The sequence below is a fragment of the uncultured Xanthomonas sp. genome, assembly GCF_964278005.1.
In the GTDB taxonomy this organism is placed as follows: Bacteria; Pseudomonadota; Gammaproteobacteria; order Xanthomonadales; family Xanthomonadaceae; genus Xanthomonas_A; species Xanthomonas_A sontii.
Genome location: NZ_CAXYKF010000016.1, coordinates 129,671 through 143,362 on the forward strand (window position 1 = coordinate 129,671; position 13,692 = coordinate 143,362).

General features: G+C 66.6%; 15 protein-coding genes and 1 pseudogene. 6 read left to right on the forward strand and 10 right to left on the reverse strand.

What is annotated here, in order from left to right; genetic code table 11:
• Positions 1-90 precede the first annotated feature (90 nt).
• Genes ACHWVH_RS11815 through ACHWVH_RS11830 form a run of 4 tightly spaced genes read left to right on the forward strand, consistent with a single transcriptional unit; the run spans position 91 to position 2,918 of the window.
• The gene (locus tag ACHWVH_RS11815) at positions 91-918 is read left to right on the forward strand and encodes an alpha/beta hydrolase (RefSeq protein WP_394687233.1); all 828 of its coding nucleotides are present in this window, start codon (positions 91-93) and stop codon (positions 916-918) included.
• The gene (locus ACHWVH_RS11820; RefSeq protein WP_017914162.1) at positions 918-1,280 is read left to right on the forward strand and encodes an EamA family transporter; all 363 of its coding nucleotides are present in this window, start codon (positions 918-920) and stop codon (positions 1,278-1,280) included. Before ACHWVH_RS11815 ends, ACHWVH_RS11820 begins: the two co-directional genes overlap by 1 nt.
• Positions 1,277-1,675, forward strand: a complete 399-nt coding sequence (locus tag ACHWVH_RS11825; protein ID WP_017914161.1) for a multidrug efflux SMR transporter — start codon at positions 1,277-1,279, stop codon at positions 1,673-1,675. Before ACHWVH_RS11820 ends, ACHWVH_RS11825 begins: the two co-directional genes overlap by 4 nt.
• Positions 1,665-2,918 carry a DegT/DnrJ/EryC1/StrS family aminotransferase gene (locus ACHWVH_RS11830; protein WP_394687234.1) on the forward strand — a complete coding sequence of 418 codons (1,254 nt, stop codon included), beginning with the start codon at positions 1,665-1,667 and terminating at the stop codon, positions 2,916-2,918. The genes ACHWVH_RS11825 and ACHWVH_RS11830 overlap by 11 nt, the downstream gene beginning before the upstream one ends.
• 146 nt (positions 2,919-3,064) lie before the next feature.
• On the opposite strand, the gene ACHWVH_RS11835 is transcribed toward ACHWVH_RS11830, so the two are convergent.
• Complete coding sequence (locus ACHWVH_RS11835; RefSeq protein ID WP_394687235.1) at positions 3,065-3,943, reverse strand: arginase family protein; 879 nt, start codon at positions 3,941-3,943, stop codon at positions 3,065-3,067.
• Between the two features lies 1 nt (position 3,944).
• On the reverse strand, positions 3,945-5,012 hold the full coding sequence (locus ACHWVH_RS11840; protein WP_394687236.1) for a GNAT family N-acetyltransferase: 1,068 nt from the start codon (positions 5,010-5,012) through the stop codon (positions 3,945-3,947).
• 112 nt (positions 5,013-5,124) lie between these two features.
• Between ACHWVH_RS11840 and ACHWVH_RS11845 the strand changes: the two genes are divergently transcribed.
• Both ACHWVH_RS11845 and ACHWVH_RS11850 read left to right on the forward strand, forming a co-directional pair.
• The gene (locus ACHWVH_RS11845) at positions 5,125-5,400 is read left to right on the forward strand and encodes an acyl carrier protein (protein WP_010342598.1); all 276 of its coding nucleotides are present in this window, start codon (positions 5,125-5,127) and stop codon (positions 5,398-5,400) included.
• A 6-nt stretch (positions 5,401-5,406) separates the two neighbouring features.
• Positions 5,407-6,645: a beta-ketoacyl-[acyl-carrier-protein] synthase family protein gene (locus ACHWVH_RS11850; protein ID WP_394687237.1), complete on the forward strand. Its 1,239-nt coding sequence runs from the start codon at positions 5,407-5,409 to the stop codon at positions 6,643-6,645.
• Between the two features lie 65 nt (positions 6,646-6,710).
• On the opposite strand, the gene ACHWVH_RS11855 is transcribed toward ACHWVH_RS11850, so the two are convergent.
• From ACHWVH_RS11855 to ACHWVH_RS11890, 8 genes and pseudogenes are all read right to left on the reverse strand, one after another.
• Positions 6,711-8,066, reverse strand: coding sequence for an aspartate aminotransferase family protein (locus ACHWVH_RS11855; protein WP_198526533.1), 1,356 nt, complete (start codon positions 8,064-8,066; stop codon positions 6,711-6,713).
• A gap of 122 nt (positions 8,067-8,188) precedes the next feature.
• Positions 8,189-8,881, reverse strand: a complete 693-nt coding sequence (locus ACHWVH_RS11860) for an MtnX-like HAD-IB family phosphatase (protein WP_026143941.1) — start codon at positions 8,879-8,881, stop codon at positions 8,189-8,191.
• Positions 8,882-9,430: 549 nt separating this feature from the next.
• Positions 9,431-9,595 (reverse strand): hypothetical protein, encoded by a 165-nt coding sequence (locus ACHWVH_RS11865; protein WP_295933265.1) that lies wholly within the window; start codon positions 9,593-9,595, stop codon positions 9,431-9,433.
• 83 nt (positions 9,596-9,678) lie between these two features.
• On the reverse strand, positions 9,679-9,957 hold the full coding sequence (locus ACHWVH_RS11870) for a hypothetical protein (protein ID WP_295933267.1): 279 nt from the start codon (positions 9,955-9,957) through the stop codon (positions 9,679-9,681).
• A 328-nt stretch (positions 9,958-10,285) separates the two neighbouring features.
• Positions 10,286-10,960, reverse strand: a pseudogene (locus ACHWVH_RS11875) (RHS repeat-associated core domain-containing protein); the annotation flags it as partial.
• 101 nt (positions 10,961-11,061) lie between these two features.
• Positions 11,062-11,259, reverse strand: a complete 198-nt coding sequence (locus ACHWVH_RS11880; RefSeq protein ID WP_394687238.1) for a hypothetical protein — start codon at positions 11,257-11,259, stop codon at positions 11,062-11,064.
• 229 nt (positions 11,260-11,488) lie between these two features.
• Positions 11,489-11,749, reverse strand: a complete 261-nt coding sequence (locus ACHWVH_RS11885; protein ID WP_394687239.1) for a hypothetical protein — start codon at positions 11,747-11,749, stop codon at positions 11,489-11,491.
• 1 nt (position 11,750) lies between these two features.
• On the reverse strand, positions 11,751-13,692 hold a 1,942-nt coding region (locus ACHWVH_RS11890; RefSeq protein ID WP_394687240.1), incomplete at its 5' end, for an RHS repeat-associated core domain-containing protein.

Below are 13,692 nucleotides of genomic sequence, written 5' to 3' on the forward strand. Positions count from 1 at the left end.
TTGCACGCCGCCGCGGCGGCGAAAGGCTGCTGAAACGCGCAGCGGCGACCCTGCACGGATTGCCGAGACTGCGCAGCCGCGCCCATTCACATGATCCAATCTGCCGAGTTCCACTTCGAAGGCGGCCGCAATGGCGTGCTGCTGATCCATGGCCTGACCGGCACGCCCAGCGAAATGCGCCTGCTCGGCAAGAGCCTGAACCGCGAAGGCTTCAGCGTCCATGGCGTGCAGCTGGCCGGCCACTGCGGCGACGAGGACGATCTGCTCGCCACCAACTGGCGCGACTGGTACGCCAGCGTCGAGGCGGCGGCCGCGCGCATGCGCCCACAGGTCGACCGGCTGTTCGTGGCCGGGCTGTCGATGGGCGCGGTGCTGGCACTGCGCCTGGCGCAGGAGCGTCCGCAATGGGTGGACGGCGTCGGCGTGCTCGGCGCCACCTTCCGCTACGACGGCTGGAACATCCCCAAGCGCGCGCGGCTGGCGTTCCTGCTGCCCTGGTTCAAGCGCCTGGGCATCGGCAAGCGCCGCATGTTCCTGGAAGAGCCGCCGTACGGCCTGCGCGACGAGCGCATCCGCGCCCAAATCAGCAGCGCGATGCTCGGCGGCGACAGCAGCGCCGCCGGCCTCCCCGGCAACCCCTGGCACGCCCTGGCCGAGATGTACCTGCTCGCGCGCGCGGTGCGCCGCGACCTGTCCAAGGTCGTCGCGCCATGCCTGGTCGCGCACGCGACCGAGGACGACATCGCCGACCTGCGCAATGCGCGGCTGGTGATCGCCAACGTGTCCGGGCCAACGGAGCTGCTGCTGCTGCACGACAGCTATCACATGATCACCCTGGACCGCGAACGGCGCGTGCTCGGCGCGCGCCTGGCGCAGTTCTTCGCCGCCCTGTGCGCGCCGCAGCGGGCCGCCGCCTGATGGCGATGACCGGCTCGGTAGTGGGCATCTGGCTGGCGACGGTGGCGCTCGACACCGCCGGCCAATTGGCCTTCAAGTATGTGGCCAGCCACCCGCAGGGCACCGGCATGGCGCGCTGGCAGCGCATGGCGCGGCAGCCGCAGCTGTGGTTCGGCGTGGCCTGCTACGTGCTCGAATTCCTCGCCTGGACCGCGTTCCTGTCGCTGGTGCCGCTGGGCCGCGGCGTGCTGCTGGGTTCGATCAACATCGTGGCGATCATGCTGGCCGGGCGCTGGCTGTTCGGCGAACGCCTGGGGCGCATGCAGGTGGCCGGCATCTGCCTGGTCAGCGCCGGCGTCGCCGTAGTGGGGCTGGGCTCATGAGCCGGCCGCCGCTGCATCGCTACGCGGTGGGCTTCGCCCTGCTGCTGAGCTTCGACACCCTGGCGCAGATCGGCTTCAAGCTGGCCGGCACGCACGCGTTCCCGCCGCAGGCCGAACTGGCCTGGGTGCTGCGCCTGCTCGGCAGCCCATGGCTGTACGCGGCGCTGCTCGGCTATATCGGCGCCTTCTTCACCTGGATGAAGCTGCTCGAGCACGCGCCGATCGGCCCGGCGTTCGCCGCCTCGCACCTGGAAGTGGTCAGCGTGATGCTGCTGTCGGCCTGGTGGTTCAACGAACACATCGGCCTGTTGCAGGCGCTGGGCGCGGCGCTGATCGTCGGCGGCATCGTCTGCCTGGCGATCGGCGAGCGCGCGGACCCCGCCGATGCGCACTGAAATCCCACCGACCGCCGGCCTGCCGCTGCAGTGGGGCGACCTGTGGCCAGGCCGGCCGCGCGAACGCCTGGCCAGCGCGCTCGGCCTGCCGCAGGCCCTGCTGACCTGCTCGGGCACCGCCGCGTTGATCGTGGCCCTGCGCACCCTCACCGCGGCCAACCGGCGCCGGCAGGTGCTGGTGTCGGCCTATACCTGCCCGCTGGTGGCGCTGGCGGTGGCGCACTGCGGTCTGCAACTGGTGCTGTGCGATCTGCTGCCCGGCTCGCTGGAACTGGACCCGGTGCAGCTGGCGCAGCGCTGCGGCAGCGACACCCTGGCCATCATCGCCACTCATCTGGGCGGGCGTCTGATCGACCTGGCGCCGCTGCGCCGCGCCGCCGAAGGCTGCGGCGCGCTGCTGATCGAGGACGCGGCGCAGGCGCTGGGCGGCGTGCACCCCGACGGCCGCCCGGCCGGCCTCGGCGGCGACATCGGCTTCTGCAGCCTGGCCGCCGGCAAGGGACTCACGCTGTACGAAGGCGGGCTGCTGATGTCGCGGCATGCGCCGCTGCAGCGCAGTCTGGCCGACACCGCCGCGCGCCTGGGCCAGCGCGACTGGCGCTGGGAACTGCGGCGCAGCCTGGAACTGCTCGGCTACGCCGCGCTGTACCGGCCGCAGCCGCTGCGCTGGGCGTACGGCGCACCGGTGCGCCGCGCGCTGCGCCGCGGCGACCGCATCGGCGCGGCCGGCGACCGCTTCGGCACGGCCATCGCCCAGCACGCGGTCGGCGCCTGGCGCGAAGGCGTGGGCGTGCGCGCCAGCGCCCGCTGGCCGGCATTTCTTGCGCAGATCCGCGAACAGGGCCGGCGCCGCAGCGCACGCCTGGCCGGCATCCCCGGCCTGAGCGTGATCGCCGATACCCCCGGCGCCCAGGGCAGCTGGCCGATCCTGATGGTGCTGCTGCCCCATGCGGCCGCACGCGAATCGGTGCTGGGTGCGCTGTGGCCGCGCGGACTCGGGGTGGCGGTGCCGTTCGTGCATGCCCTGCCCGACTACGACTACCTGGACGGCATCGTCGAACGCACGCCGATGCCCAACGCCAGCGACTTCGCCGCGCGCTGCCTGAGCATCAGCAACAGCCCCTGGCTGGAAGAGGCGCGCTTCGAGACCATCGTGGCCACGCTGCAGGCGGCCTGCGCCGGCGCGGTCGGGCCGGCGCCGCTGGATGTCGACCTGGTGCACGCCGCTGCGCCGAGCGCTTGATCGGGCGACGTGCGACTTCGCCAGCGTCGCGATGACAACGCGCCGGTCGTAACGACGACAAAGTCCTGCAGGCGCGGCTTCATCCGCGAGAAGCGATACCGGTCATGTCCTCGCGGCGGAAGCCGCGCCCACAGAAACAGGCCGCGCTAGCCGACGCTGGCCGCATCCAGCGCCGCGAGCAGCCGCAGGTTCAACGCGTGCTGCTGCGCCTGCCAGGCCGCCAGATCCGTCGGCGACGGTTCGGGTTGCGCATCCAGCGCCGCCAGTTTTCGCTTCCACCATTGCGGGTAATGGGCCAGCGAGACTTCGCCGGTGATGTCGCTGCCGCACACCTGCCCGCGCAGCGCCTCGATCGCCTGCAGCAACTGCGGTACGCGCAGTTGGCCCTGGTCCCAGTTGGTGCGCACGTCCTGCGGATCCAGCACGTCCTTGTCCAGCGACAGATAGGTCGGCATCGGCGTGCGCTTCAGGTGCTCGACGAAGGCGTCGCTCAGCGCGCTCACGCTGTCGAAGCCGCGCACCGCCTGACCCAGGCCCAGCCGCCGCGCCCAGCCCACGTCCACGCCACTGCACCAGTAGCGTAGCTTGCCGCGGTACAGCGGCAACAGGTGGTTTTCCCAGGCATGGCCAGGGCCGACGTCGCCGGAGGTGATGCCGGCCACCTCGACCTGCGCCACCTGCGGCAGCGCGGCGATGCGGCGCACCCACGAGCCGCAGTGCACGCCGAACGGGAAGCGCATGTTGTCCGGATGGTTGTCGAACACCACCACCCGCAACGGCGCCTGCGCACGCTGCGCCAGGCGCACGATCAACGGCAGGCTCAGGTGATGGAAATCGCCGCTGCCCAGCAGCACGGTGCCGTACCGCGTCGGCAGCGCCTGCTCCAGCGCCGCGCCGAAGCGGCGCAGCCGCGCAATCGAGCAGGCGAAGCGCAGACCATCGCACCAGTCGCGCAGCGGCAGGCGCACGGCATCGGGTACGACGCCCAGCGAATCATCGAGATCGAGCAGGACCGGGGTGCGCATCTCAGTCCTCCTCGGCGGTATCGGCGGCCGGCCCGACGTCGTCGGATTCGAACAGCGGCCGCAGCCGCCGCAGCACGGCGCGCAGCAACGGATTGCGCAGGTACACCGCATGCCAGGTGTAGGTGAAGCTGGCGCCGAGCTGGGCCTTCACCTCCGGATCGGTCCAGCCGGCGACGTAGGCGGTGAGGCCATGGCGGCAGGCATAGTCGAGGTTCTCGATCCAGCTCAGCGCGTACAGGTTGTGGTCGCGCGCATCCGGGTAGTGCAGACCGATGTACTTGTCGATCAGCCGACCCTCGTGCACGTAGCACAGATTCCAGCCGATGATGCGGCCCTGGTGCCGGTACACGAACACCTGCCCGCCCGAGTCGGCGTCGGTCAGCAGTGCGTCGAAGAACGGTTCGGTCAGCAGGTCGAAATGGATCTCGCTCTGCGCGTACACCTCCTGGTACAGCGCATAGCAGTGCGCGCGCAGCGCCGGATCGGCGAAGGCCAGGCCGGTCGGCAGCACCTCGATCTCCAGATCGGCGCGCGAGCGCAGCTTGCGGCGGATGTTGCGCCGGCGCCCGCGCGAGAGCCGCGCCAGGTACTCGTCGGTGGAGGCGAAGTCGATCGGCACCCAGGCCAGCGCCTGCCCGCGCAGCAGCACGTAGCCGTTGCGCTCGCAGGCGTCCAGGAACGCCTGCGCCCAGGCGTTGTCGGCCTCATCCAGCAGCGGCGAGCGCTGCGGCACGTCCTTGACGATCATCAGTGCGCGGCGCCGGCCCAGTTGCGTACGCCACTGCCGCGGCAACTGCACCGGGTCGGCCGCGCGCGGCAGCCAGGCGTATTCGCTGACGGTGCTGCCGACGAAGCTGGTGCGCGGCCGCAGCAGGCGCTGCCACAGCCGCTGCAGCGGCAGTCGCGCCACCTTCGCGCGCAGCGCGGGTTCGGCGGTGGTGAGCAGGTCGAACTCGGCCTCGAAGGCCGGCACCCCGTGCTCCAGGGGCTGGATCAGGAAACCGGCTGGCGGGTGCTGCAGGAACTGCCGCTGCAAGGCCTGCGGCTCGAGTTGGTTGACGAAAGGCATCTGCAAGATTGATCGTCTAGCGTGGAGAATGGATGCTGCGGCCCAGGCCGCAGCGTGCGATCCACCGGCGGCGGGCGCCGCACGGTGGCCCTTCATTTCGCGGAGCACTGCCATGACCCCGTCCATCGAGTCGCAAATCCACAGCATCGTCGCCAAGCATGGCGAGATCGACCCGGCGCGCCTGACCCCGGATGCCAAGCTGCAGGACCTGGGCGTGGATTCGCTCGAGGCCATCGAAATCCTGTTCGACATCGAGGAACACTTCGACATCACCTTCCCGCAGCGCGACCCGAACCTGGACGACGGTTCGCTCGGCAAGCTGGTGCAGGCGGTCGAGGACGCGCTGGCGGCCAAGGCGGCGGCCGGCGCGGCGCAACCGGCGCACTGACGCGCCATGGGCGCCTCCCCGCACGCGCGGCGCGTCGTGGTCACCGGCATGGGCGCGGTCAGCGCGCTCGGCCTGGGCGCCGAGGCGCTGTGGAGCGCGATGCGCGAGGGCCGCAGCGGCATCGCCGCCCTGCCCTCGCCCGATCCGCTCAGCACGTTGAAGATGCGCGTGGCCGCGACCCTGCAAGGGTTCGCTCCGGATGCCACGCAGACCGGCGGCATTGCCCCCGGCCAACTCGATCGCATGACCCAGATGGCGCTGGTCGCCGCCCGCGAGGCGATCGCCCAGGCCGGCCTGCCGCACGGCGATGCCGCGCTCGGCGCGCGCTGCGCGGTGGTGGTCGGCACCGGCGTCGGCGCCGAACTCAGCCGCGACGAACAATCGCGCCGGCTGTACCGCGACCAGGCCGAACGCCTGCATCCGCTGACCATCGTGCGCAGCATGGCCAACGCGCCGGCCAGCCAGATCAGCATCGCCTTCGGCCTGCGCGGCCCGGCCTTCGCCGTCTCCAGCGCCTGCGCCTCGGCCAATCACGCCTTCGCCCAGGCCGCGCTGATGGTCCGCCATGGCCTGGCCGACGTGGCCATCGCCGGCGGCAGCGAAGCCTGCCTGAGCCTGCCGCTGGTCCGCGCCTGGGAAGCGATGCGGGTGGTCAGCGACGACACCTGCCGGCCGTTCTGCGCGCAGCGCAGCGGCCTGGTGCTGGGCGAAGGCGCCGGTATGTTCGTGCTGGAAAGCGCCGAGCACGCGGCCGCCCGCGGCGCGCTGCCGCTGGCGGAACTGGCGGGGTTCGGCATGAGTTCCGATGCCGGCGACATCGTCGCGCCCAGCGTCGACGGCGCCGCCACGGCGATGCGCCTGGCGCTGCAGGACGCCGGCCTGGCGCCGGAGCAGATCGATTACGTCAACGCCCACGGCACCGGCACGCAGGCCAACGACCGCTGCGAAACCCAGGCACTGCGTCAGGTGTTCGGTGCGCACGCCGAGGCGCTGGCGGTCAGCTCCACCAAGGCGGTGCACGGCCACGCGCTCGGCGCGGCCGGCGCGCTGGAACTGGTGGCGGCGATCGGCGCGCTGCGCGAGCAGGTGGTGCCGCCCACGGCCAACTTCCTCGATGCCGATCCCGAATGCGATCTGGACTACGTGCCCAACCAGGCGCGCGCCCGCCAGGTGCAGGCGGTGCTGAGCAATTCCTTCGCCTTCGGCGGACTCAATGCGGTGATCGCGCTGCGCGCGGCGGGCTGAAGCGCCCGCCGCCGCAAACAACGGCGGGAGGCAACGCGAACCGCGCGCGTCGTCTCCCGCCCGGCTCATGCGACCTGCTTGGCGCGGGTCAGCAACTGGTCCAGCAAGGACAGGCCCAGGTCGATCTCTTCGTGGCTGATGTGCAGCGACGGCGCCAGCGTGATCACGTTCTTGTAGTAACCGCCCACGTCCAGAATCAGGCCGATGCGCTTGCCGTTGTGGCGCAGCTCGCCTTCCAGGCCCATGTCGACCATGGTGTCGAGCAGCTTGCGGTTCGGCGTGAAGCCGTCCGCCTGGCAGATTTCCGCACGCAGGGCCAGGCCCAGGCCGTCGACGTCGCCGATTTCCGGGTGGCGCTTCTGCAGGTCGCGCAGGCCGTCCAGGAAGTGCGCGCCCTTCGCCATCACCATCGACTCGTAGTCGGTCTCGGCCAGCATGCGCATGGTCTCCAGGCCGACCGCGGTGCCCAGCGGGTTGGAAGCGAAGGTGGAGTGGGTCGAACCCGGCGGGAACACGGTCGGGTTGATCAGCTCCTCGCGCGCCCAGATGCCGGCCAGCGGGTTCAGGCCGTTGGTCAGCGCCTTGCCGAACACCAGCACGTCCGGGGTCACGCCGAAATGCTCGATCGCCCACAGCTTGCCGGTGCGGAAGAAGCCCATCTGGATTTCGTCCACCACCATCAGGATGCCGTACTTGTCCAGCACCCGCTTCAGGCCGGTGAAGAAGTTCGGCGGCGGGATCACGTAGCCGCCGGTGCCCTGGATCGGCTCGACGTAGAACGCCGCGTACTCGCACTGCCCGGCCTTGGGATCCCACACGCCGTTGTACTCGGTCTCGAACAGGCGCTCGAACTTGGCCACGCACTGCTCGCCGTACTCTTCCTTGGACATGCCCTTGGGGCCGCGGAAGTGGTACGGGAATTCGATGAACTGGGCGCGGTCGAAATGACCGAAGCGGCGGCGGTAGCGGTACGACGAGGTGATCGCCGAGGCGCCGAGGGTACGGCCGTGGTAGCCGCCTTCGAAGGCGAACACCAGGCTCTTGCCGGCGCTGGCGTTGCGCACCAGCTTCAGCGAGTCTTCCACCGACTGCGCGCCGCCGACGTTGAAGTGCACGCGGCCCTTGCGGCCCCACTTGCGCTCGGCGTCGACCGCGATGGTCTTGGCCAGCTCGATCTTGGTCGGGTGCAGGTACTGGCTGGCGACCTGCGGCAGGGTCTCGATCTGGCGGGTCAGCGCCTGGTTCAGGCGCGGATTGGCGTAGCCGAAGTTGACCGCCGAGTACCACATCTGCAGGTCCAGGTACGGCACCTCTTCGGTGTCGTACAGGTAGCTGCCGTCGCAGCGACCGAAGATACGCGGCGGCTCGCTGTAGTGCACGGTGTCGCCGTAGGAGCAGTACTGGGACTCGTCGGCCAGCATCTGCGCATCGGTCAGCGCGCGCTGGTGGTCGGCACCGGTGCGCAGCAGCGCCTCCGGATCGGGCGCGGCATCGCCATGCAGCGGTGCGAGCGAGGAAAGCGAAACATTCCGGTTCATCGGGATCAGGCTCGTTGGGTGACGGGAAGCGGGAAGGACACGGTAGTGGTCGCCGGCACCGCCAGATCGGGCAGCAGGGCGATGGCGTCGTCGAAACCGGTGATCGCGCAATGGGCGATCCCGTTGGCGCGGCAATGGCGCAGCAGACCGTCCTTGGCGAACACCAGGTCGGCCTTGCCGGCCAGGCAGAAATCGGAACGGCCGTCGCCGATCAGCAAGGTCGCGCGCTCTGGCGGCTGCTGCGCCATCACCGCGCACTTGCAGGTGCCGCTGGGGCAGTCCGGGCGCGCATGCGGCGAGGCCATGCGCCATTCGCCCGCGTCGGTACGCAGCAGGCGGTTGGCGATGATCGGCAGATGGTGCAGGCCATGGCGGGCCAGGATCCGGGCGATGCCGTAGTCCAGGCCGTCGCTGACGATGCTCAGCGGGATGCCCAGGCGTTCGGCCAGCGCCACGAAGCGCACGAAGGCCGGGTCGATCCGCACCGCATCCAGCACTCGGTGCAGCGCATCGACGTCGCCGTCGAGCAGCGCGACCTGCTTGCTCATGCACTCGCGGGCGCCGATCCGACCGGCGACCCAGTCGTCCTCCAGCTCCTGCCAACCGGGGCGCCCGAGGTGCTCGAGCAGGCTGTCGGTCACGTCCTGCAGGGACACGGTACCGTCAAAATCGCAAAGGATGTTCCATTGGGCGCGCAAGGTGGCTCTCCGGCTGATGGGGGCAGAGCCTAGGCACGCTGTCTTTCGCACTCCTTTCGGCGAAGTGAAAGAAAGCGGAGCGTTCACATTGGGCGTGGTAGGTCGCCGCCTGCCAGGCACGCACGCACGGAAGCGGCAGCCCGGGCAGGACGCGATGACGCCCGGGTTTGCTCCCAGCGTTCCGGGGCGCAGTTGCGCGTGGTTTCGGCGAAGAATCTCGCAAAGAGGGAGATTCGTCGAAGACGGCGATGCGGCCACTCCGGGGCCCGCCTTCGGGACGTAAAGCGACGTCCATCCCAACGCAAAGCCGCCTCACTGCGTGCCAGGCAGTGGCTCATTGCCATCAGGAAACCAAGCCGCACCGCCGCCCACCATCCGTTGCGGATTGAGACCGGCGGCGCGCCCGCATGCGACAACGGCTACACCTCCAGACAGGCGACCTTGAGGAAACATCACGCCGCCGGCATCGATCTCCCGGCGCGGCGGGCTGCCAGATGGCTTGCGCACGGCACCGCGATCGAGGCTCGCCGCCGAGGCCAGCCCCTCTCCTCAGCGATTGACGTCCACCACCAAGCGTCCGCGCACCTTGCCGTCGAGCAGATCGCGTGCGGCGCCGATGGCCTCACCCAGGCCGATGAAGTCTCCCCCAGGGGAGATGGCCAATGCCGAAGCAGGCATGAAAATCATCAGTAAAGATATGATTGGAGGTTTCATTTCAAGGCTTCTCCATGCCAAAAATCTAATAGGCCGCCAATGATTCGCTGGCGGCCTATTTTTCATTCTCAACCCCTGATTATTTACCCCAAGCCATCCTTAGCAAGTCGACCTGTGGATGCGAGATCTAAAATATGGACCAGCCCATGAATATCATGAATCACAGCATCCGCTCCCACCTTTTCGACGAAGATCTTTTTTTCATCGCCCATGGGATGAATTTCATCAAAATACATAACCGCCACGCCACGCCCATCGATCTCTTCACCGATATATCTCAACGTTTGAATCAGCGGGATTTTCAGATCAAAATCAAAAAAATTTACCATGTAATAAAAAGAGCCTTTTTCAAGACTGACCACATGTAACTCCTTTGATTTAGTTGGCGACTGGATTCAGCCCCAGGACACCACCTATCGTATACACAACAGCCCCGCATACCAATATGGTCGCCCACACTACTTTGCCGGCGGTACAAGTGTTTGGGTTTTTCTGGCAAAAGTTCTCTTGGCAACTACAACTCAAGTCATTCGGAATCCAGCCCTGAACAGGTACGCCTCCGACAACAGAGGTACCAATGATCCAGCGTCGCCGGCAACTTCCAACTGGCCGAGGGGAGCATTGGCCTTCGCAAGCTTTCATATCACTTGCCGTGCAAGAAGACCAACGCTCTACGACCCTGTCCTTATCCAGTCCAGTAGAGTCAGACCAATTCAGAGGCTGTGCACCAACGTAGCTAAAGGTGTTTACTCCTGCCAGTAACCCGACTGGATCACTCTGCACATACCGCCCCGCACCCGGCTCATAGTCGCGGAAGTAGTTCTGATTGAGCCCACTCAGCGCGTCATAGCGCTGCCCCGGGAAGCGCATATCGAACACGAAGGCGGTTCCGTCCTTGTCCGGATCCTGGTCCGGCGCGGTGGTGCCGAAGGCTTCGCCCTTCAGGTCCCAGCGCCAGATCGCCACGTCGCGGACCGGGTCGATCACCGCGCGCGGCGTGCCCAGGTGATCCGGCTGCACGTAGCGCAGCGTGGTCTTGGCCAGCACGCCGACCGGCAGATCGTCCAGCCAGATCGCCTGCTGCACGACTGCACCATTGGCATCGTAGTCGCCCAGCCATTGGCCGTTCTCGTCATACAGCGTGTAGGTGTAAGTGTTGGTACTGCCCACCCGCCGCACCTGCTCGCCACGGCCGTTGTAGGCATAGTTCGCCACCACCGTGCCGCTGCGCTTGACCTGCGTCATCCGGCCATGGGCTCCGTACACCTACTGAACAGCCGTGCCACCGATCGCGGCGGTGTTGCCGGCCGCGTCATAGCTGCGTGCGGTGCCTGTCACGCTGCTCAGGCGGTGGCTGGTGGTGGGGCTGCAGTGATGGACGCGGCGAACATGTCCACCTGCCCGCTCGCCAGATCGGCCCAGGCCGCGCCCCTGCCAACTAGAGGCTAGAGGCGCGGCACTTCCGATCACTTCCAGTTGGCTGCCAGGGTCGTCTCCAGGTTGCTATGGTAGTTTGTCGGCAGCTGCGTCTGCCCCGCGGCAGGCGGCGAGAACGACGCCATCGCCTGTACGAGGTTCTGCACCTGGCTGGCCTGCAAAGCCTTGCCGTCGCCCGCCTCGAACCGCTCCACCTGGTAGCGCGAGCCCAGGTACCAATCGGTCACCAGGAAATTTGTCGCTCGTGCCGGTGGCGCTCACCTCCAGGTTGTTGCCCGATTTGCGGAACCACAGCTGGGCGAGGACACATCGCCCGCGAACTTCACCAGCATTACAAACAAGCTACTGCAAGATCACTAAATCGTCCATGAGAAATTAGCCAGTAAGACTGGCCCAGATCAACGATAACGAATAATCCGCCGGCGGAATGCTGGCGGATCTATCCGATTTCTTACATCACCAGTTGATGGCAACTCCATTTTCATCAACAATCTTGGCATCACCCAACATGGACCTGGCAAAATTAGCTGCCAGCTCGCTTGCCTGGGCCGCATCAATTCCTAGAATTTTTTTATCTTTTGCCAACACTCCAGGCATATGTACGACACAGTAAAAGTCATCTTCACCCGAAGGAATTGGCTCGGATATTTTAAGCGAAAAAGGCTCAATACCTCCATCTTTATGAATAAAAGCATTGATATCAATATCTTCACTCATTTTAATTATTCCATGTATTTAATGGAGGCATAGGGCGTCCAACCAAGCAGGCCGAATAGCGCTCTGCCGCAGAAGCATAGCATACAGTACCTGCAGCTTTTCCTCGCGCCCTACCTATTGCACGACAAGTCGGAATATCAACATTGTAATACTGATGATCGCACTGCTTATCATCGGGCTCGTCCTCATCACTGCAAACCGCGTTAGCGGCTAGCATGGATAACTTCCACAAAAGCCCATTAGGCCCTATAGCATTTTGCGGACTCACCATCATGGTGAGCTGAAATGCCGCCTGCACTTCCGGGCTGTCTACTTTAGGCCCGTATTGATCAAGATTATAAGGATTTTCTGGATCGTTCTGATTCCTTGCCGCCACCACTGCCGCAGAACCATTCAGAGCGGGATTTACGGGATAAAAAACCTGAAGTCCGCTGGGATCAATTAGATGCAACGGACTCGTCAACGCATAGGAATATGTGCTCAAACCACCCTCTAGCCCAATCGGATCACTCTGGATATAACGTCCAGTGCCCGGCTCATAGTCACGGTGGTAATTCTGGTTCAGCCCACTCAGTGCGTCATAGCGCTGCCCCGGGAAACGCATGTCGAACACGAAGGCGGTGCCATCCTTGTCCGGGTCCTGATCCGGCGCGGTGGCGCCAAAGGCTTCGCCCTTCAGGTCCCAGCGCCAGATCGCCACGTCGCGTGTCGGATCGATCACCGCGCGCGGCGTGCCGAGATGGTCCGGCTCCACATAGCGCAGCGTGGTCTTGGCCAGCACGCCCACCGGCAGATCGTCCAGCCAGATCGCCTGCTGTACGACTGCACCGTTGTTGTCGTAGTCGCCCAGCCAGTGGCCGCTCTCGTCGTACAGCGTGTAGACGTTGGTCTTGCCCACCCGCCGCACCTGCTCGCCGCGGCCGTTGTAGGCATAGTTCGCCACGGTGGTACCGCTGCGCTTGACCTGTGTCAGCCGGCCGTTGGCGCCGTATACGTACTGCACGGCCGTGCCGCCGATCGCGGTGGTGTTGCCGGCCGCATCATAGCTGCGTGCGATACCGGCCACGCTATTCAGCCGATGGCTGGTGGTCGGATAGCTGTAGGTCTGAGTGCTGGTATTGACCTTTGCACTGAGGCGGTTGCCGGTGGCGTCGTAGGTATAGCCGTCGATCAGCGTGTCGGTCGGGCCGTCCTTGAAGGCGGTCAGCCGGCCCAGCGGGTCGTAGTCCAGTTTGATGACCGGTGCGGTGTTGCCCGGTGCGGTCAGCGCGCTGAGGTTGCCGACAGGATCAAACGCGAAGCCCATCGCCAGCCCATCGCTACGGGTGTCGTTGACGGCCAGCGGGCGGTAGTCCTGATCCAGCACCCGCTGCATCGGACGGCCGTTGCCGTAGGTCCAGCCAGCCACCGGGCCGAACGGATAGTAGGTGGCCTGGTTCAGCAGCACCTGGCGCGTGCCGCCAGATGGGGTCACCCCGACCTCGGTGGTCTGGCCCTGGGCGTTGCGCACGTAGTCCACCACCGCGCCATCCGGGTAAGTCAGGCGGCTCAGCTGCCCAGCCTTGGTGTAGGCGTAGCGGACCACGAACACCTTGCCGTTGGTGGTCTGCACCTTACGCACCAGATCGCCGAAGCGGTCATAGCAGTAGTCGGTGCTGCCGCTGCCGTCCTGCATCCGGGTGAGGCGGCCCACCGCGTAGGTCTCGCCGCTGGCGCAGGTCGTCTGACTGACGTCGTAGGTATAGCTGACGTTGAGACTGGTGGTCGGATAGGTGACCTGGGTCAGCCGGTTCAGCGCGTCGTAGCCGTAGCTGGCCTTGATGTTGCGCGCATCGGTCTGGGTGGCGCGGTTGCCGGCGCTGTCGTAGGTATAGGTCGTGCTGCCGGTGTCCGGGCTGGTGAGCTTGGTCAGGTCGCCCAGGCCGTTGTAGGCGTAGGTGGTG

Coding starts and splice junctions, on each gene's coding strand:
- ACHWVH_RS11820 (WP_017914162.1), top strand. CDS start 918: ATGGCGATGACCGGCTCGGTAGTGGGCATCTGGCTGGCGACGGTGGCG.
- ACHWVH_RS11815 (WP_394687233.1), top strand. CDS start 91: ATGATCCAATCTGCCGAGTTCCACTTCGAAGGCGGCCGCAATGGCGTG.
- ACHWVH_RS11885 (WP_394687239.1), bottom strand. CDS start 11,749: ATGAGTGAAGATATTGATATCAATGCTTTTATTCATAAAGATGGAGGT.
- ACHWVH_RS11835 (WP_394687235.1), bottom strand. CDS start 3,943: ATGCGCACCCCGGTCCTGCTCGATCTCGATGATTCGCTGGGCGTCGTA.
- ACHWVH_RS11825 (WP_017914161.1), top strand. CDS start 1,277: ATGAGCCGGCCGCCGCTGCATCGCTACGCGGTGGGCTTCGCCCTGCTG.
- ACHWVH_RS11865 (WP_295933265.1), bottom strand. CDS start 9,595: ATGAAACCTCCAATCATATCTTTACTGATGATTTTCATGCCTGCTTCG.
- ACHWVH_RS11840 (WP_394687236.1), bottom strand. CDS start 5,012: ATGCCTTTCGTCAACCAACTCGAGCCGCAGGCCTTGCAGCGGCAGTTC.
- ACHWVH_RS11850 (WP_394687237.1), top strand. CDS start 5,407: ATGGGCGCCTCCCCGCACGCGCGGCGCGTCGTGGTCACCGGCATGGGC.
- ACHWVH_RS11855 (WP_198526533.1), bottom strand. CDS start 8,066: ATGCTGGCCGACGAGTCCCAGTACTGCTCCTACGGCGACACCGTGCAC.
- ACHWVH_RS11830 (WP_394687234.1), top strand. CDS start 1,665: ATGCGCACTGAAATCCCACCGACCGCCGGCCTGCCGCTGCAGTGGGGC.
- ACHWVH_RS11845 (WP_010342598.1), top strand. CDS start 5,125: ATGACCCCGTCCATCGAGTCGCAAATCCACAGCATCGTCGCCAAGCAT.